The sequence below is a fragment of the Nocardia sp. 852002-20019_SCH5090214 genome (genome assembly GCF_001665865.1).
GTDB lineage: Bacteria > Actinomycetota > Actinomycetes > Mycobacteriales > Mycobacteriaceae > Nocardia > Nocardia nova.
The window spans coordinates 87,182-104,434 of the sequence record NZ_LZMK01000383.1 but is presented as its reverse complement, the minus strand read 5'-3'; the positions used below and the strand labels follow the sequence as shown (position 1 = coordinate 104,434).

Here is a 17,253-nt window from a genome sequence, read left to right as displayed (position 1 = left end):
CGTTGTCCGAACAAGCGCATGCCACGCCGATCGCGGTACTGCACGGAAGGAACCTGCGATGAACACACCTCGCGAGCACATCGGCATCGCCATCGTCGGCGCCGGATTCGGCGGTATCGGCCTGGCCGTCAAACTTCGTGAGGCCGGTTTCCACAATCTGGTGATCCTGGAACGCGCGGACGACCTCGGCGGCACCTGGCAGGCGAACACCTACCCCGGCTGCGCGTGCGACGTCCCCTCGCACCTGTACAGCTATTCGTTCGCCCCGAACCCCGACTGGTCGCGCACCTACGGCAAGCAGCCCGAGATTCTCGACTATCTCCGCTCGGTGGCGGAACGGTTCGATGTGGCCCGGCACATCCGGTTCGGCACCGAGGTGCTGGACGCCCGCTGGGACGAGGACGAGTCGGTCTGGCGGATCGAGACCTCCCGTGGCTCGCTCACGGCCAATTTCCTGCTGTCGGCCGCCGGGGTCTTCGCCGAAGCGAAGTATCCGGCGCTGCCGGGCCTGGAAACGTTCGCCGGCACCGCTTTTCACTCGCTGCACTGGGATCACGACCATGACCTCACCGGCGAACGGGTCGCGGTGATCGGCACGGGAGCGTCCGCGGTGCAATTCGTGCCCGAAATCCAGCCGAAAGTCGGCAAGCTGCTGCTCTTCCAGCGCTCCGCGCCGTGGATCGTGCCGCGAATGGACCGCGCCACGCTCGGCGCGGAGCGGCTGGTACTGCGCACGCTGCCGATGGCGCAGAAGGCGATTCGCGGCGGCTGGTACGCCACCATCGAGGCCTTCGGCCTGATCTCGCTGGTGGACAAGCGCTTTCGCCATCCCTACGAGGCCCTCTCCAAGTGGCATCTGCGGCGGCAGGTGCGCGACCCGGAGCTGCGCGCGAAACTGACCCCGGACTACGTGATCGGCTGCAAACGCGCGATCTTCTCCGACGCGTACTTCCCGGCGCTGGACCGGCCGAACGTCGAGGTGGTGACCGAGTCCATCGCGGAGGTCCGGCCGCACTCGATCGTGCTACGTGACGGCTCCGAGCACGAAGTGGACACCATCATCTTCGGCACCGGTTTCAAGCCGATCCCCTCGGTCTTCGAGCGCTACCACGGACGCGACGGGGTGACGATGGCGCAGCTGTATCATCAGCAGCCGCAAAGCTATCTGGGCATCGCACTGGCCGGATTCCCCAATTTCTTCTGCACGCTGGGCCCGTTCGGGGCGACGGGCAACCAGTCGGCGATCTACATGATCGAATCCCAGATCGCCTACATCGTCGACGCTCTGCGCACGATGCGCCGCAAGGGCGCGCGCCGGGTCGAACTGCGGCCGCAGGTCCAGGAGCGCTTCGTCGAGGAGATGCGGGAACGCAGCACCTCGACGGTCTGGCTCACCGGCGGATGCCAGACGTACTACACCACCCCCGACGGCCGCAACGCGGGCCTGTACCCCAACTGGAGTTTCGAATACCGCCGCCGCACAGCCGGTTTCGACGCCGAGTCCTACGCGGTGAACGCATGATCGGCCTCGGAAGACTGCTCGGGCCGGTCGGTCTCGGCGGCGAGCGCTACGACGTGAACGGACGGGTGGTGCTGATCACCGGCGCCGGCCAGGGCATCGGCCGGGAACTGGCCGCCATCCTGCACCGGCGCGGCGCGCGGATCGCGGTGGTGGACATCGATGCCGCCGCGGCCGAGACCGCCGCGCGTGATCTCGGCTCGCGCGCGCTCGGCGTGGGGGCCGACGTCGCCGACCGGGAGGGTATGGAGGCCGCTGTCGCCTGGGTGATCGACCATTTCGGCCGCCTGGACGTCGTGGTCGCCAACGCGGGGGTCGTGCCCGAGGCCGCGACCCTGCGGACGATGACCGGGCCCGCGTTCGACCGGGTGATGGCCATCAACCTCACCGGCGTGTACAACACCGTGCATCCCGCGCTGGATCAGATCGTCGCCAATCGAGGACACGTCGTGGTCGTCTCCTCGTGCGCGGCGTTCGCACCGGGGATGGCCGGATCGCCGTACATGATCAGCAAGGCCGCCGTCGAGCAGTTGGGCCGCGCCCTGCGGGTGGAACTGGCCGGGTTCGGCGCGAGCGCGGGCGTGTCGTATTTCGGCGTGGTGGAGACCGAGATGACGCGCAGCACTCTCGATCGCGATCCCCTCGGCCACGAACTGGACAGCCTGCTGCCGTGGCCGCTCAACGTCCGGATCAGCGCGACCGAGGCGGCCACCGTGATCGCCGACGGCATCGCCCGCCGCGCACCGCGCACCGTCGCGCCGCTCGGCTGGCAGCCCTACGCCCTGCTGCGCGGCGCGGTGAACGTCGTGCTCGACAGTCGACTGGCCAACGACGCGCGGATGCACGACCTGGTGCGGCGCGTCGAACAGCGGACCCGGCCATGACCGGCCGGAGCGGCGAAAACCGTTCCGAACACGAGGAATTCGCCACGGCCGGCCTGTTCCCGGGAGACCACACCGTCACCGCGGCGCCGGCCTCGCCCCCCGCTCGGGCACTGCGCCAGATCTCGGCACTGCTCGGGGTGGGCAACGTCCTCGCCGCCGTCCCGGTCGACCGGCGCACCCTCGCTGCCGCACGCCTGCTGCTCGAGCACGGTATGCGCGCGGCCGCGCCGGTGCTCGGCGGGACCGGCATCGACCCGGTGGACGACGGCCCGGTTCCGGGCGAATGGGTGCGCGGACCGCGTGCCACCCGCGACGACGCCGCTGTGCTCTACGTACACGGCGGCGGGTTCGTGGCCGGCTCGCCCCGGTCCTACCGCGGCGTCGCCTCGCGGCTATCCACGGCCACCCGGCTGCCGGTCTTCACGCCGGCCTACCGGCTCGCTCCCGAGTATCCGCATCCGGCCGCGCCGCAGGATGTCGCGGCGGCCTACCGATGGCTGCTGACCCAGGGCTACGATCCGGACCGCATCGTGCTGGCCGGCGATTCCGCGGGCGGCTATCTGGCCGCGGACTTCGCGATCACGCATGCGGCGCAGGGTAATTCGCGCCCTGCCTGCCTGCTGCTGTTCTCGCCGATGACCGATCTCTCCCTGGATACCGCCGCGCGCTCCGTCCATCGGGACACCGTGCTGGGCCCGGCCGTCGCCCGCGCGGCCGTCGCGCAGTTCACCGCGCGACCGCAGCGGCTGCGGCCGGTCGCGGGAACGGCTCTGCCGCCGACCCTGATTCACGTCGGCGGGGACGAGTTCTTCACCGCCGACGCCGTCGCCCTCGCCACGGCGCTGCGGGCCGCCGGCGCACACTGCTCGCTGCACACCTGGCCCGGGCAACTGCACGTGTTCCACGCGCTACCTGCCGTCGTGCCCGAATCCCGATCCGCCTACCGCGCCGCGGCCCGCTTCGTCGCCGCCCATCTCGATCCCGCCGGGGAGACAGCGGCGGCGACCGCCGCACCGGGCCGATCGGCGCGGTCAGTAGGCTGACTACTCCACGTCACCTCCGGGAAAGAGACCATGTCGCAGTTCGAGAACGTCAGCGTGGCCACGAAGGCCAATGTGTACTTCGACGGCAAATGCGTGAGCCACGACCTCACGCTGCCCGACGGCACCAGGAAGTCGGTCGGCGTGATCCTGCCGTCGACATTGACCTTCACCACCGGCGCTCCGGAGATCATGGAACTGGTGGAGGGCGAGTGCGCCGTGACACTGCCCGGCGCGACCGAGCCGACGACCTACCGCGGCGGCGAATCGTTCTCCGTGCCCGGCGACAGCTCGTTCGACATCGAGGTGCGGGAAACCCTGCACTACGTCTGCCACTTCGGCTGAACATCCGATAACCCCGCAGCCCCGAGAACCGCTGCCACGCAAGGGTTTACGAAGGAGGGCCGCACGAGCGATCGTGCGGCCCACCCGGCGGCACGGGCCGCCGATGCTCCCCTGCCACCCCGATGACCTTGTCCATTTCCCGCCGGATCGCCGTCGTTCACGACGGTAAGGTCCGGGCCATGACACCGGACAACAGGACCGTGGTTCAGGCTGCCTGGCGAGCCTTCGCCAGCCACGACGCCGAGCAGATCGCAGCATTCTTCACTCCGGACGCCGAATGGCTGGCGCCGGCCGGCAATGCCACCGCGGTCGCCTTGGACGCTCCCAGCCACATGATCGGACGCGAGGCCATCACGGAGTTCATCGCGAACGGTTTTCCCCGCCTGTTCGTCGCCGACGTCGCGCTAGATTTTCACGGCTTCTACGCCGAGGGCGACCGGGTGATCGTGGAGGAGACGATGACTGCCACGCTGGCGAACGGAAATCGCTACAGCAACGACTACTGTTTCGTGTTCGAATTGCGCGACGGAGTGATTCACCGGGTTCGCGAATACATGGACACCGCGCGCGGACACCGTGACGTCTTCGGTGAACCGGCGGTCACCGGCTGACAGCTTCGGTCACCGTTCCCGATCGTCGACGCCGACAAGCGCGAGGGCGCACCTCGGTGATGATCAAGGCCGGGTGTCGAGCAAGGGGCGGATCAGCTTCGCGCCCTTGGCGTCGAGCCAGTCCCGGAAGGTCATCAAGCCCGGGTGCAGTGCGCGCAGTTCGTCGACGTCGACGTCGGGGATGCTGCCGTCGCCGCTGTTGAGCAGTTCGTAGCCGCGGGCGAATCGTTCGTTGATGCGGCACAGTTCCTCGATCGGGCGCTGGATGTACGGGACCGGCCGCCCGAGGGCGGCGCCGACCTGCGCGGCGACCTCCGGCGGCGTGAGCACGTCGCCGACGAGTTCCAGTGTCCGGCCGCGATAGTCGTCCGGATTCCGCAGGGCGAGCGCGGTGAACGCGCCGATATCGTCGAGCGCGATGAATTGCTGACGCACGTGCGCGGCGGCGGCGGTGCGCAGCGCGCCGTCGCTTATCCCGACCGTCGCGGACTGCGTGATCAGATTCTCCATGAAGGAACTCGGCCGCAGCACCGTGGCCGAGACACCCGACGCGGCGATGTACTGCTCGATCTCCCATTTGGTCGGCTGGCCGCCGCGATCGGCACCCAGGCCAGAGCTGTAAACCAGGTGGGCCACACCATATTTCACCGCCGCGTCGGTGACGGCCTTACCTGCCTTCACCTCGTCCTGCTCCGGGGTCAGCGGCCCGGGATGCACGCTGTACACGCCGTAGGCGCCGTCGACGCAGCGGTCGATCGTCGCCGGGTCCTCCAGCGAGCCCGCGATCACCTGCGCGCCCGTTTGCGCCAAGCTTCGCGCCCTGTCGCTGTCGGGGCGACGAGTCAACACCCGCACCTGCCATCCGTCGGCAAGGAGACGATCGGCGACCGCCCCGCCTTGCTGCCCGGTCGCGCCGATGACGAAAACAACCTGTTCCATGAGCCCTCCGTAAGCGAATCTTCGGATCTACCGCGCCGCCGAGCCGCAGTAAACGGAGACCGTTCTCCGCTTCCGCTCACTATACGGAGAGGAGTCTCCGTTTAGCAACGGTGGCGGCTACGATCGAGCGATGGGTAAGGACGCGGGGCAGGTTGCCAAGCCACTGCGCGCCGACGCGCGCCGCAACCGGGACCAGGTACTGGCGGTCGCCCGGGAGATGCTCTCGGTGGACGGCTCGTCGGCGTCGTTCGACGAGATCGCGCGCCGAGCGGGCGTCGGCGTCGGCACCGTGTACCGGCATTTCCCCACGCGTTCCGCACTGTTCGAGGCGGTCGTCGTCGGCCGGGTGGAGGAGTTCACCGAACGAGCACGCCTGCTCGCCGGCACCGATACCGCGCCGGAGGACGCGTTCTTCGACTACTTCACCCACCTCGTCGGCGAGGTCGCCCTCAACCAGGCGCTGTGCGAAGCGCTGGATGACGACGGCGGCACGGCCGTAGCGATCCCCGACGAACTCCGGCACGACTTCATCCGGTCGTTCGACACCCTGCTCTCCCGGGCGAAAGAGGCAGGGGCCGTACGACCCGACATCGATGTCGCCGACGTGCTCGACCTGGTCATCGGCGCGGCGACGGTCGAACGCCGCGCCCGAGCGCGCAACGCGCCGAACCCTCTGATCGCCGTCGTGCTCGACGGCCTCCGCGCGCCCGATCACCGCGCGCCTGCGTGACCGACACCGGTTGCCGGACCACTGCGCCGGGAATGACGCTGGGCCACAACGCATGTCGCGCACACGACCGAGGGCCGCACGAATGATCGTGCGGCCCTCGGTTGTCCCCCAGCCCTTTTCCCCGGGTCTAGGAGTATTCGACCTGCCAGTGTTTGATGCCGTTGATCCAGCCCGAGCGCAGGCGCTGGGGGTCGGAGATCTGGTGCAGGTCGGGCATCACGTCGGCGATGGCGTTGAACATCAGGTCTATTTCCAGGCGGGCGAGGTTGGCGCCGACGCAGAAGTGGGCGCCCGTTCCGCCGAAGGCCAGATGCGGGTTGGGATCGCGCAGCACGTCGAAGTCGAACGGCTTGTCGAAGGCCGCCTCGTCGAAATTGGCCGAGCTGTAGAACAATCCGACCCGCTCACCGGCCTTGATCAGCTGCCCGCCCAATTCCACATCCTCGGTCGCGGTGCGCTGGAACGCGGTGACCGGAGTCGCCCAGCGCACGATTTCGTCGACCGCCGTGCGCGGACGCTGCTGCCGGTACACCTCCCACTGGTCCGGATGGTCGACGAAAGCCTTCATCCCGTGCGTGATCGCATTGCGGGTGGTTTCGTTTCCGGCGACGGCGAGGAGAATGACGAAGAATCCGAATTCGTCCGAACCCAATGCCTCGCCGTCGATATCGGCGCTGACCAGTTGGCTGACGATATCGCCCGACGGTTCCGACCGGCGCGCCTCGGCCATATTCCACGCGTAGCCCAGAATTTCGGCCGAGGCGACCGCGGAATCACCGTATTCCGGATCGTCGTAATTGAGCATCTGATTCGACCAGTCGAACAGCTTGTGGCGATCGTCCTGCGGGACGCCCAGCAGTTCGGCGATGGCCTGCAACGGCAATTCGCACGCCACCTGTTCGACGAAATCGCCGCCGCCGGATTCCTTGGCGGCGCGCACGATTCGCTCGGCCCGCTCGGTCAATGCCGCCCGCAGGCTCTCCACGGCGCGCGGGGTGAAACCCTTGGAGATGATGCGGCGGATCTTGGTGTGCTTGGGCGGATCCATGTTCACCAGCAGCGCACTGGTCACCGACAACTGCTCCGGCGTGGCGAAACCGGGCAGCCGGATGATGGAACCCTTCTTCTCCGAGGAGAAGACGTCCGAGCGGCGCGAGATCTCCTTGATGTCCTCGTGCCGGCTCACCACCCAGTAGCCGGCATCCTCGAACGGGTAGGACTGCTCCTCACTCTGGGCGTTCCACCAGACCGGCGCGGTGCGCCGCAATTCCGCGAATTCGGCGACCGGACTTCTCTCGGCCCACAGTCCCGGGTCGGTGAAATCGAATCCGGCCGGTATCGACGGAGCAGCCACAGTTCCTCCTCGTGTCCGCTGCACTGCGAATCATGGATTTTTCGAAACGTGTTCTTCCTTGATTAGAACACGTTGCATTGCAGCGGAAAAGAGCTGCGGATGCGCGCATTCCGGAAAAACAGAAGTTATGACAAAACTATTTCGAGCATACGAAAAACCGCCCGATCGGCGGGATTTCCCGATCGTCCGGACGCGCATCGCTCTACGCTATCGGTCTGTATCGCACTGTTCGGTCGGCGAAAACCCGAGGCACCCGGGAATTCAACGGCGGGTTTCGTTCATCCGCTCACCTCGGTTCTCCGGTCGCGATGCAGACGCGGCGCGGCCCGCCCCGCCGGCAGCGGCAGATCGAGATAGGTGCGCACGCCCGGTTCGGCCGCCACGACATAGGGGATCGCGTTCACACAGTTCAGCGCCGTGGCGACGATCGAGGGATTGCGCCGGGCCCCCTCGGCCGGATCGTGGGCGTGCAAGCCGGACAGCGTCAGCACACAGCCGGGGTCGCCGCGCACCTCGACCTCGAACCGCTGACCGTTCGGCCCGAAGCTCCACGCCGGGTCGAAGTTCCGCTCACCCATGAACCAGTTGACCGCCGCCGTGATCACCGGTTCGCCGTCGACCGTGCCTTCCCACCGAAAGCGCTGGGCCGCAACCTGTCCCGGCTCGATGACGCCGATCGGTGAGTCGATCGGCGCGGTGGCGACCGCGATGTCGTGCGTGGTGCGGATATCGGGATCCAGATCGAATCCCAGTTCGTCGGCAATCATCCACACCGACTGGCTGTAGCCGCCGGCCAGCATCGCCGCGACGGTGCTTCCCGCGGCCTTCTCCGGATCGGCGCCGAACATCATCCAGTGCCGCACCACATCCGGAGCGCCGTAGGTGCGGATATCGGAGAATTCCTCGGCTCGGACGCCGGTCACCGAACCCGACAGCGCGGAGACCACCAGCGGCAACCGTTCGGTGAGGCCGCCGGGGTGAATTCCGGTGCCGTGCAACGTGACTCCGCCCTCGGCGCAGACCGCGTCGAACTTCTCGCGGTCGCGCTGCCGGGGATAGAACCAGCCCAGCGGGGTCACGGCGTTCTTGCCCGAACGCAGGATCGCGCGCAGCACCGAGGTATCGGCGAAGACCGGGCTGTAGATCACGCAGTCGGCGTCGAGGGCGAGCAGGGCCTCGGCGTCGGTGGTGGCGGTGACGCCGATGGGCTCACGCCCCACCAGGGTGCCGAGATCGACGCCGTCCTTGTCGGGGCTGTGCACCCAGGCGCCCACCAGTTCCAGCTCCGGATGGTCGAGGACGCCTTCGATCGCGGCGCGACCCACTCCACCGGTCGCCCACTGGATCACCCTGATCACGAACGCTCCCCTTCCCGGACGGCCGCGCCCATCACTGGTCCCGCACGATCGAGAGCGCCTGGGTCGGGCAGTACCGCACCGCGTTCTCCACATCCGCGCGGTCGGCCTCGTCCACCTCGGGCCGCACGATTTCGACCTTGCCGTGTTTGGGCACGTCGAAGTAGTCCGGCGCCTCGGCCTGGCACATCGCGTGGCCCTGACACAGGTCCAGATCCACTTCGATACGCATCAGCTCTGTGCCTCCTTATCGGCCTGGTCCGGCTCGCGCAACGGGGCTTCCGGCTGCACCTCGACCAGCACCAGATGCGCGCCGCGCGGTGTGTTGACCACCGCGGCGATCGCGGCGGCGAGGTCGGAGGCGCGCAGGAAGAAGGGGTGGCGGGCGAAGCCCCATTTCACCCAGTCGTCGAGCAGTGGGCCGACCTGCTCGGGTGCGGCGTTCATCCCCATTCCGGTCTGGGTCGCGCCCGGCCGCACGATCGAGGCGCGAACACCGGTGCCCTCCAACTCCATTCGCAGCTGGCGGGCCATCGCCTCGAGTCCGGTCTTGGCGGCGTTGTAGGCGCCGTTGCGGGGGCGGACCTGGTCGGCGCAGTCGGAGCCGATGAAGACGAAATCGCCGCGGCGCCGGGAGATCATGCCCGGCAGGATGCGATGGGCCAGCCGTTGCGCACCCACCAGATGGACGTCGACCTGCTTCAGGAAGGTCTGCGGTTCCATTTCGTAGGCCAGACCGAATTCGATGTCCCCGGCGCCGGATACCGCGACCTCGATGGGCCCCAGCGCCTCCTCGGCCGCGGTGACGAAGGCGTCGACCGAGGCATCGTCGGTCACGTCGAGCGAACCCGCGAAGGCGGTGCCGCCGTTGGCGGTGATCTTGTCGGCCAGTTCGCGGCAGGTCTCCACCCGGCGCGCACCGAGCGCCACCGGGAATCCGGCCTCGGCCAGCATGATCGCGGTCGCGGCGCCGATTCCCGACGACGCCCCGGCGATGAGAACCGGTCGCACATCCGGGTGCGGATCGAAACGCGGCATACTATGAAACCTCCACGGTGACAGGGAGTTTCGCGAACCCCCGGACATTGGTCGAATGCACCCGCTCCATGGCGGACTCGTCGATCGAGTACTCCCGGACGCGGGAAGCGAACTCGCGCAGGGCGACAACCGTCTCCAGCCGGGCCAGATGCGCGCCCAGGCAGAAGTGCACGCCGCCGCCGAAACTGGCCAGCGCGCTCTTGTCGGTGCGTTCGATGTCGTAGCGATCGCCGTCGGTGAAGACCGCGTCGTCGCGATTGGCGGAGCCGATGAGCAACACCACCTTCGAACCGGCGGGGATCACCCCGTGTTCGAACGGCACATCGACGACCGAGGAGCGCGCCACCATCTGACTCGAATTGTCGTAGCGCAGCGTCTCCTCGACCCAGTCCGGCACCAGGTCGCCGTCGGCGACGACCTTGGCGAACTGTTCGGGGTTGCGGCCGGCCCAGTACAGCGCGTTGCCGAGCAGTTTGGTGGTGGTCTCGTTTCCGGCCACGACCATGAGGAACATGAAGCCGATGATCTCGTCGTCGGTGAGTTTGTCACCGTCGATCTCCGCGTCGAGCAGCGCCGAGGTCAGGTCCTCGGTGCGGCTGCGGCGGCGCTGGGCGACCATGTCGGAGTAGTAGACGACCAGATTCAGCGAGGCCTCGATGGCCGCCTCCGGCACGTCGAGCACACCCTCCTCGCGATGCACCACCAGGTCGGCCATCCGGCGGATCTCGGCGCGATCGGGTTCGGGCACGCCCATCATGTCGGAGATGACGTCCATGGGCAGCTTGCCCGCGAAATCCTCGATCCAGTCGAAACTGCCCTGCTCGAGCGCGGGTTCCAGGTGCTGCAACGTCAGTTCCCGGATCCGATCGCCCATACCTGCGATCCGGCGCGGCGTGAAGCCCTTGTTGACCAGCTGGCGCATGCGCAGGTGGCGCGGATCGTCCATGGCGAGAAAAGACATGGTCTTGTGCGCGTGCGGGCCCCACGCGGCCGGGTCCAGGGAGACGCCGTTGGCGCTGGACAGACGGGTGGCGTCGCGGAATGCGGCCGTCACGTCGGCGTGGCGCGACAGCGCCCAGAAGTCCAGGTCCGGGTTGTAGTACAGCGGCGCCTCCGTGCGCAGCCGCCGATACACCGGATACGGATCCTCGTGGAAGCGGTAGTCGTAGGGATCGAATACGACCGGTTGCGCAGATGCCACAGTCATCACACCCACCTCTCGAAATATAACGCGTTCACATGAAGCCTCATCCGCACACCGCCAACCGAGACACAGGACTGGACATGTGTCTGGACGCTACCACCGGACCGGAATCCGGACAATGGGCGAGCTCGAGCGCCACCATCGGCTTCACGATCCCTCGCCGAACAGCGGCCGCAGCTCGGCCACCGACCACGGCGGAGTTTCCGCATGGTCGCGATAACCGATCGACTCGAGCTTCGGCCGGGCGAAGCGACCGACGAATCCGCCTGCCGCAACGAAGATCTCGCCCGTCGCGGTGGCGAGGTCGGAGGCGAGATAGACATACAGCGCGGCCGCGTAATCGGGCGGCGGCGCGTCCAGCGACGACTGCGCGGTGAACTCGTCGAGCAGCCCCCGCTCGCGCAGCTCGGCGATCTTCGCCTCGTATTCCGGTCCGGTGGACAGTCGCGTCCTGGCCCCCGGACAGATCGCGTTCACCCGGATACCGTGCTCTTTCAGCTCCGCGGCCATGGCCAGCGTCAGGCTCGCGACCGCGCCTTTTCCGGCCGGATAGCCGGTACCGCCGTAGTCGCCGAGATAGGCGAACGAGCCGGTGTTGACGATCGAGCCGGCGCCACGAGCCACCATCAGCGGCGCCACCGCGCGGCAGGTGTTGAACACCGTGGTCAGGTGGGAATCGAGCTGGGCTCGCCAGTCCGCGGTGGAGATATCGAGGATCGAGGAGTGCGCGGGTTCGGCGATGCCGGCACAGTTGACGAGAACGTCGACGGCACCGCAACTTTCGACGCACCGGCTCACCAGCGCGTCCGCGATCGTTTCGTCCGCGGCCGAGCCCGCGACCGCGACGGCACGACCGCCCGCCGCGCGAATGTCGTCCACCACCGCGGCCACCGCCGCCTCGCTCCGGGAATTGACCACCACCCCCGCGCCCTGGCGCGCCAGTTCGACGGCGACGGCCCGGCCGATGCCGCTGCCGCCGCCCACCACGATCGCCGCCTTACCGGCCACCGCCGCATCTCCGGTCATCGCCGGTACCGCCTCTCGCCGATTCGATCGGTCTGCAACACGTTCTTGTATTCACAGCTCCGTCCAAACTATATTCCGTACAGGTGTCCAGACAGCCCTATCGGAGAGGCGAATGACGAAACTGCTCCCCCCAGGCGAGGGATCCCGGCTTCTGATCGACGGCAAACTGGTCGCCGGCGGCGCGGGGGTGTTCGCGACGGTCAATCCGGCGACCGAGGAGATCCTCGGCCAGGCCGCCAATGCCGACGCCGCCGATATGGACGCGGCCATCGCCGCCGCCCGCGCGGCCTTCGACAACACCGAGTGGTCGCGCGATCACGCGTTCCGCGCCCGGTGCCTGCGGCAACTGCGCGACGCGCTGCGCGACAACATCGAGGAACTGCGCGAGATCACCATCGCCGAGGTGGGCGCCCCGCGCATGCTCACCAGCGGCCCGCAACTGGAGGGCCCGATCGGTGACCTCGGCTATTTCGCCGACCTGGCCGAAAGTTACGAGTGGGTCAGCGATCTCGGCGTCGCGAAGCCGATGGGAATCCCGACGGCGCGCACGCTGCGCCGGGAGCCGATCGGCGTGGTCGGCGCCATCACGCCGTGGAATTTCCCGCATCAGATCAACTTCGCCAAACTCGGCCCCGCGCTGGCGGCCGGGTGCACCGTGGTGCTCAAACCGGCTCCCGACACCCCGTGGGTCGCCGCGCTGGTCGGCACGGTGATCGCCGAACACACCGACATTCCGGCCGGCGTGATCAATATCGTCACCTCCGACGACCATCAGCTCGGCGCCCAGCTGGTCACCGATCCGCGGGTGGACATGATCTCGTTCACCGGATCGACGCAGACGGGCCGGACCATCATGGCCGGTGCGGCGCAGAGCTTGAAGAAGGTCTTTCTCGAACTCGGCGGGAAGTCGGCCTTCATCGTTCTGGACGACACCGATGTGGCCGCCGCGGCGAGCTACGCGGGGTTCACAGTCTGCGTCCACGCCGGCCAGGGTTGCGCGCTCACCACTCGCCTGCTGGTTCCGCGCGAGCAGTACGACACGGCGGTCGCCGCGGCGGCGAAGTCGATGGGCGGCATCGTCCCGGGTGATCCGAACGAGCCGGGCACCGTCTGCGGGCCGGTCATCTCGGCGCGGCAGCGCGACCGCGTGCAGCGCTACATCGATATCGCACGCGCCGAGGGCGGCACCATCGTCACCGGCGGGGGCAGTCCCGATCGCGACCGCGGGTTCTTCATCGAACCCACCCTGATCAGCGGACTGTCCAACACCTCGACCGCGGCGCAGGAGGAGATCTTCGGCCCGGTGCTGGTGGTGATCCCGCACGACGGCGACGACGACGCCATCCGGCTGGCCAACGAATCGCCCTACGGGCTCTCGGGCGAGGTGTGGGGCACCGACCAGGCGCGAATCGACCACGTGGTCAACGGTGTCCGGACCGGAACCCTGGGCGTCAACGGCGGTATCTGGTACAGCGCCGACGCCCCGTTCGGCGGATACAAGCAGTCCGGCATCGGCCGCGAACTGGGTGTCGCCGGATTCGAGGAGTACCTCGAAACCAAGCTCGTCGCCACCGCCCAGAAATAGACAGCACGCGACCTCGTCGCGAATTATCGACAGGAGAAGACAACTCATGGCTCGTTTCACCGATCGCGTCGCGATCGTCACCGGCGCGGCCCAGGGCATCGGCGCCGAATACGCGAGGGCACTGGCCGGCGAGGGCGCCACCGTCGTCGTCGCGGATCTCAACGAGGACAAGGGAAAACAGGTCGCCGAGGAGATCAGCAGCGGCGGCGCCACCGCGGTCTTCCATCCGGTCGACGTCTCCGATCCCGAATCGGTCACCACCCTGGCCGACTACACGCAGAACGAGTTCGGCGCGATCAACCATCTGGTCAACAACGCCGCCATCTACGGCGGGATGAAGTTGGACCTGCTGCTGACGGTGCCGTGGGACTACTACAAGAAGTTCATGAGCGTGAATCTCGACGGCGCGCTGAACATGACCCGCGCGGTGTGGCAGCACATGTCGAAGGGCGGCGGCGGATCCATCGTGAACCAGTCCTCCACCGCCGCATGGGTGTATTCGAACTTCTACGGCCTCGCCAAGGCGGGGGTCAACAGCCTCACCCAGCAGCTGGCGGTCGAACTCGGCGGATCCAACATCCGCATCAACGCCATCGCGCCGGGACCGATCAACACCGAGGCGACGCAGACCGTCACCCCGGGCTCGATCGTGAACGACATGGTGAATCGCCTGCCGCTCAAGCGGATCGGCACCCCGCAGGATCTGGTGGGGGCATGCCTGTATCTCCTGTCCGACGACGCGGCGTGGGTCACCGGGCACATCCTCAACGTGGACGGCGGGCAGATCATCCGGTAGCAGGCGACGCCCGTCCCCTCGACGGGCGTTCCAGCGGGCCGGTGGCAGCGGTCGGTGCGGTGAACCGGGACGGGCCGCTTCACCTTTCGCGATCAGAGGTCGGCGCTGCCGTGACGGACGGTGACCGGCTCGGCCAGGCGCTTCTCATCGCAGACCTGCTGCAGAGTCTCCAGGGTTTCGTCGAGTCCGGGGCCCAGCCGCGGGCCGGGTGTGAACGTGGCCGGCAGATGGCGCATGCCCTGGATCACGCCGATCGTGTCGTAGTGCACCGCGCCGCCGGGATCGCACCGGAAATCCGGCAACCGATCGAGCACCGCGACCAGCATGCGCTTGAACACCGTGCGCGCCACATTGGAACCGATGCAGCGGTGGACGCCCAGACCGAAGCTGAAGTGGCGGTTGCCCTTCCGATCCAGGTCGACGGTGTTCGGGTCCGGGAACAGTTCCGGGTCGCGGTTGGCCATCGCCCACGACAGCCACAGCCGCTCCCCTTCCTCGAGCCGGATGCCCGCATATTCGCAATCCGCGGCGATGGTGCGGCCGTCACCGGGTGCGGGAGTGAAGTACCGGAGGAATTCCTCGGTCGCCGAGTTCAGCAGCAGGTCGCGTTCGGCGCTGAGGATCGCCCGCTGATCCGGATGCTCCGAGAGCCATTCCAGCGCATGGGCCGTCAGCGCGGTGGTGGTGTCGAAACCGCCACCGATCAGCAGGCCCAGCATGCCCAGGATTTCGATATCCGGCGGCGCGGCGCCGTCGATCTCCAGACGCGTCAGCGCCTCGATGATTCCCGGACGCGGATTCTCGCGCACCTGGGTGAGGTTGATCAGCAGATCCAGGCCCATCGCCTCGTGCTGGCGCCGAACCCGTTCGATATCGGGCGAATTCGGTGGGGTGTACACCGAGGCGTGCGCGGGTTCGCAGTACAACTGCCATTTGCGCAGCGGGATGCCCAGCATCGCCAGGGTGAGGACGGCCGGCACGATATTGGCCAGGTCGTCGACGAAATCGATACGGCCGCTCTCGATCCGATCGTCGAGACTCGCCCGGACCACCTCGTCGACGAACGGCACCCAGCGCTGCACCGCGGCCGGCGACAGATACGGATTGAGCGCCTGACGCCACAGCCGCTGCTCGGGCGGATCCATTTCGAGGATGCCGTTGCGGATGACATTCCCGGTCTCGGGAAACGGAATGGTGATGCCGCGGTAGCCGCGGCGCTCCCCGTTCGGATCGTGGTCGCTCGACACGTGTTCCGAGCGCGCGAGGCTGAACACCTCGCGGCTGCCGGCCGCCACCCAGTGCCCGCCGTAGGTCGGCGACCACGCGAGCGGACACTGCCGGTGCATCTCGGTGGTGATCGCGTCGAAATTGTCGCGGTACTGCGGCGCATGCCGATCGAAGTCGTAGCGCGGCTGTCTGTGGTCGTCGGCGTGCACGGTCACGATGCTGTCCTCTCGGGCGTCCCCGGCCTCAGGCTCCAAGCACACAGAATACGGCGAACGGCAATATTGCTCTCCAAATTTGAGAATGCTATTTCAGGCAATATCGACGTCGTAGGTATGCGCTACAGTGGCTCGCCGATACGATTCACAGCACGGACGGGGGCACGGTCGATGTCGACACCGACCACGACACAGCGCATTTCGACGAGCCGGGCGCGGTAGGCGATGGCCACCGACGATCGTTCGGATTCCCCGCAGCAGCCGCCGTCCGGCGAGCCGGGCCCACCCCCGGCGCCGCCGACCCGGGCCTACCCCGGCGGCGTGCCGGATCCGGGCGCACAGCCCGGCGGGCCCGGCCAGCAGCAACCGGCTCCGCCGACCCAGGCCTACCCGGGACAGCCCGCCCCGCCGACCCAGGCCTACCCCGGGCAGCCGGCGCCGCCGACCCAGGCCTATCCCGGCGGGCAACCGGGGCCGCCGCCCGGTTCCCAGGATCCCACCGTGCATGCGGGACAGGGATATCCCGCCGGCGTGCCGTATCCCGGGGACCCGAATCAGCCCCCGATGTACGGACAGGCATATCCGCCGGGCGGCTACCCCGAAGGCGGATATCCGGGCGCGCAACCGTATCCGCAGCCGTATCCCGACCCGCAGTACGGCGGCGCGCAGCCCTACCCCTATCCGGGTGCGCCGCAACCGAATTCGGGTGGCGGCAAGGTGCTGGCAATCGTCGCGGCAGTGGTCGTGGCGGTCCTGGTCCTGGGCGCGGTCGTCGCGGTGATCGTGGTGCACAACCACAACAAGAACAACGATACCGATGCGGCCGCCGACCGGTCCACGAGCGCCGGCCCCTCGCCGACGTATTCGACCTCGACCGCGCCCACGACCCGCGAGACCACCCGCAACGCTCCCCCGCCGCCTCCGCCGACCCCGGCCGACGTCTGGATCGCCGCGGGCTACGACGTCGATACCGGCAAGGTGACCTGGGCGCGCAGCACGGTCAGCTCCGACGACGCCACCAACCAGGTCCAAACCCGTTGCCCCGGTTGCGCACAGCCGGCCGCGTGGGCGCGCAACGCCTGCGTGGCGGTGGTGGTCGGCCAGAACAACGGCTGGGCCTCCACCTGGGGCACCACCGCCGAAGAGGCCGAATCCAAGGCCATCAGCAGCGCACAGGACAACTACGGGGTGTCGGGACCGTTCAACAAATGGTCCAAATGCGCGACGGAGTAGGAACGGCACGGATCTCTTCCCAGCAACGGGAGTAAAGCCTCCCGACGCCACCCTTATGCTTCCGGCAGTGATGTCGGTGGGCACCACCGGGTCGGCGCCGGCGGCGCACACGAAATACCGTGTCGCCGAAGGTCGACGACCTCCCTCCCGTT

The 17,253-nt window shown here is 67.9% G+C and carries 17 protein-coding genes; 9 read left to right on the top strand and 8 right to left on the bottom strand.

The features are described 5' to 3' along the window. Positions 1-58: 58 nt before the first annotated feature. From A5780_RS31995 to A5780_RS31975, 5 genes are all read left to right on the top strand, one after another. Positions 59-1,522, top strand: a complete 1,464-nt coding sequence (locus A5780_RS31995; RefSeq protein WP_064910864.1) for an NAD(P)/FAD-dependent oxidoreductase — start codon at positions 59-61, stop codon at positions 1,520-1,522. After that, positions 1,519-2,403: a short-chain dehydrogenase/reductase gene (locus A5780_RS31990; RefSeq protein WP_064910862.1), complete on the top strand. Its 885-nt coding sequence runs from the start codon at positions 1,519-1,521 to the stop codon at positions 2,401-2,403. The genes A5780_RS31995 and A5780_RS31990 overlap by 4 nt, the downstream gene beginning before the upstream one ends. Further along, on the top strand, positions 2,400-3,446 hold the full coding sequence (locus A5780_RS31985; protein ID WP_064910860.1) for an alpha/beta hydrolase: 1,047 nt from the start codon (positions 2,400-2,402) through the stop codon (positions 3,444-3,446). Before A5780_RS31990 ends, A5780_RS31985 begins: the two co-directional genes overlap by 4 nt. A gap of 30 nt (positions 3,447-3,476) precedes the next feature. Then, on the top strand, positions 3,477-3,788 hold the full coding sequence (locus tag A5780_RS31980; protein ID WP_063014479.1) for a pyrimidine/purine nucleoside phosphorylase: 312 nt from the start codon (positions 3,477-3,479) through the stop codon (positions 3,786-3,788). Between the two features lie 179 nt (positions 3,789-3,967). Beyond that, positions 3,968-4,399: a nuclear transport factor 2 family protein gene (locus A5780_RS31975; protein WP_064910910.1), complete on the top strand. Its 432-nt coding sequence runs from the start codon at positions 3,968-3,970 to the stop codon at positions 4,397-4,399. Between the two features lie 63 nt (positions 4,400-4,462). Here A5780_RS31975 and A5780_RS31970 read toward each other — a convergent pair whose 3' ends face one another. Further along, complete coding sequence (locus A5780_RS31970; RefSeq protein ID WP_064910858.1) at positions 4,463-5,338, bottom strand: NmrA/HSCARG family protein; 876 nt, start codon at positions 5,336-5,338, stop codon at positions 4,463-4,465. 130 nt (positions 5,339-5,468) lie between these two features. Between A5780_RS31970 and A5780_RS31965 the strand changes: the two genes are divergently transcribed. Next, complete coding sequence (locus A5780_RS31965; RefSeq protein ID WP_063014475.1) at positions 5,469-6,068, top strand: TetR/AcrR family transcriptional regulator; 600 nt, start codon at positions 5,469-5,471, stop codon at positions 6,066-6,068. A gap of 127 nt (positions 6,069-6,195) precedes the next feature. Here A5780_RS31965 and A5780_RS31960 read toward each other — a convergent pair whose 3' ends face one another. The 6 genes from A5780_RS31960 to A5780_RS31935 all read right to left on the bottom strand — a co-directional run bounded on the left by A5780_RS31960 (position 6,196) and on the right by A5780_RS31935 (position 12,045). Continuing rightward, positions 6,196-7,422 carry a cytochrome P450 gene (locus A5780_RS31960; protein ID WP_063014473.1) on the bottom strand — a complete coding sequence of 409 codons (1,227 nt, stop codon included), beginning with the start codon at positions 7,420-7,422 and terminating at the stop codon, positions 6,196-6,198. A gap of 278 nt (positions 7,423-7,700) precedes the next feature. Beyond that, on the bottom strand, positions 7,701-8,780 hold the full coding sequence (locus A5780_RS31955; protein WP_064910856.1) for a dihydrodipicolinate reductase: 1,080 nt from the start codon (positions 8,778-8,780) through the stop codon (positions 7,701-7,703). A 31-nt stretch (positions 8,781-8,811) separates the two neighbouring features. Beyond that, the gene (locus A5780_RS31950; RefSeq protein ID WP_030515738.1) at positions 8,812-9,009 is read right to left on the bottom strand and encodes a ferredoxin; all 198 of its coding nucleotides are present in this window, start codon (positions 9,007-9,009) and stop codon (positions 8,812-8,814) included. Beyond that, positions 9,009-9,815: an SDR family oxidoreductase gene (locus A5780_RS31945; RefSeq protein ID WP_064903753.1), complete on the bottom strand. Its 807-nt coding sequence runs from the start codon at positions 9,813-9,815 to the stop codon at positions 9,009-9,011. The genes A5780_RS31950 and A5780_RS31945 overlap by 1 nt, the downstream gene beginning before the upstream one ends. A 1-nt stretch (position 9,816) precedes the next feature. Beyond that, positions 9,817-11,022 (bottom strand): cytochrome P450, encoded by a 1,206-nt coding sequence (locus A5780_RS31940; RefSeq protein ID WP_063014570.1) that lies wholly within the window; start codon positions 11,020-11,022, stop codon positions 9,817-9,819. A gap of 144 nt (positions 11,023-11,166) precedes the next feature. Then, entirely contained in the window at positions 11,167-12,045 is an 879-nt protein-coding gene (locus A5780_RS31935; RefSeq protein ID WP_064910854.1) for an SDR family NAD(P)-dependent oxidoreductase, read from the bottom strand. A gap of 112 nt (positions 12,046-12,157) precedes the next feature. Between A5780_RS31935 and A5780_RS31930 the strand changes: the two genes are divergently transcribed. Next, complete coding sequence (locus tag A5780_RS31930; RefSeq protein WP_064903757.1) at positions 12,158-13,630, top strand: aldehyde dehydrogenase; 1,473 nt, start codon at positions 12,158-12,160, stop codon at positions 13,628-13,630. A 46-nt stretch (positions 13,631-13,676) separates the two neighbouring features. Next, positions 13,677-14,426 (top strand): SDR family oxidoreductase, encoded by a 750-nt coding sequence (locus A5780_RS31925; RefSeq protein WP_030515733.1) that lies wholly within the window; start codon positions 13,677-13,679, stop codon positions 14,424-14,426. 92 nt (positions 14,427-14,518) lie between these two features. Here A5780_RS31925 and A5780_RS31920 read toward each other — a convergent pair whose 3' ends face one another. Then, positions 14,519-15,871, bottom strand: coding sequence for a cytochrome P450 (locus tag A5780_RS31920; RefSeq protein ID WP_064903775.1), 1,353 nt, complete (start codon positions 15,869-15,871; stop codon positions 14,519-14,521). A gap of 222 nt (positions 15,872-16,093) precedes the next feature. Between A5780_RS31920 and A5780_RS31915 the strand changes: the two genes are divergently transcribed. Beyond that, positions 16,094-17,101: a DUF4189 domain-containing protein gene (locus tag A5780_RS31915; protein ID WP_064910852.1), complete on the top strand. Its 1,008-nt coding sequence runs from the start codon at positions 16,094-16,096 to the stop codon at positions 17,099-17,101. Positions 17,102-17,253: the final 152 nt, after the last annotated feature.

Bases quoted from the DNA above. Each gene is read 5' to 3' on its own strand.
- A5780_RS31970 (WP_064910858.1), bottom strand. From the start codon at position 5,338: ATGGAACAGGTTGTTTTCGTCATCGGCGCGACCGGGCAGCAAGGCGGG.
- A5780_RS31990 (WP_064910862.1), top strand. From the start codon at position 1,519: ATGATCGGCCTCGGAAGACTGCTCGGGCCGGTCGGTCTCGGCGGCGAG.
- A5780_RS31945 (WP_064903753.1), bottom strand. From the start codon at position 9,815: ATGCCGCGTTTCGATCCGCACCCGGATGTGCGACCGGTTCTCATCGCC.
- A5780_RS31915 (WP_064910852.1), top strand. From the start codon at position 16,094: ATGGCCACCGACGATCGTTCGGATTCCCCGCAGCAGCCGCCGTCCGGC.
- A5780_RS31935 (WP_064910854.1), bottom strand. From the start codon at position 12,045: ATGACCGGAGATGCGGCGGTGGCCGGTAAGGCGGCGATCGTGGTGGGC.
- A5780_RS31975 (WP_064910910.1), top strand. From the start codon at position 3,968: ATGACACCGGACAACAGGACCGTGGTTCAGGCTGCCTGGCGAGCCTTC.
- A5780_RS31930 (WP_064903757.1), top strand. From the start codon at position 12,158: ATGACGAAACTGCTCCCCCCAGGCGAGGGATCCCGGCTTCTGATCGAC.
- A5780_RS31965 (WP_063014475.1), top strand. From the start codon at position 5,469: ATGGGTAAGGACGCGGGGCAGGTTGCCAAGCCACTGCGCGCCGACGCG.
- A5780_RS31950 (WP_030515738.1), bottom strand. From the start codon at position 9,009: ATGCGTATCGAAGTGGATCTGGACCTGTGTCAGGGCCACGCGATGTGC.
- A5780_RS31985 (WP_064910860.1), top strand. From the start codon at position 2,400: ATGACCGGCCGGAGCGGCGAAAACCGTTCCGAACACGAGGAATTCGCC.
- A5780_RS31940 (WP_063014570.1), bottom strand. From the start codon at position 11,022: ATGACTGTGGCATCTGCGCAACCGGTCGTATTCGATCCCTACGACTAC.
- A5780_RS31980 (WP_063014479.1), top strand. From the start codon at position 3,477: ATGTCGCAGTTCGAGAACGTCAGCGTGGCCACGAAGGCCAATGTGTAC.
- A5780_RS31995 (WP_064910864.1), top strand. From the start codon at position 59: ATGAACACACCTCGCGAGCACATCGGCATCGCCATCGTCGGCGCCGGA.
- A5780_RS31925 (WP_030515733.1), top strand. From the start codon at position 13,677: ATGGCTCGTTTCACCGATCGCGTCGCGATCGTCACCGGCGCGGCCCAG.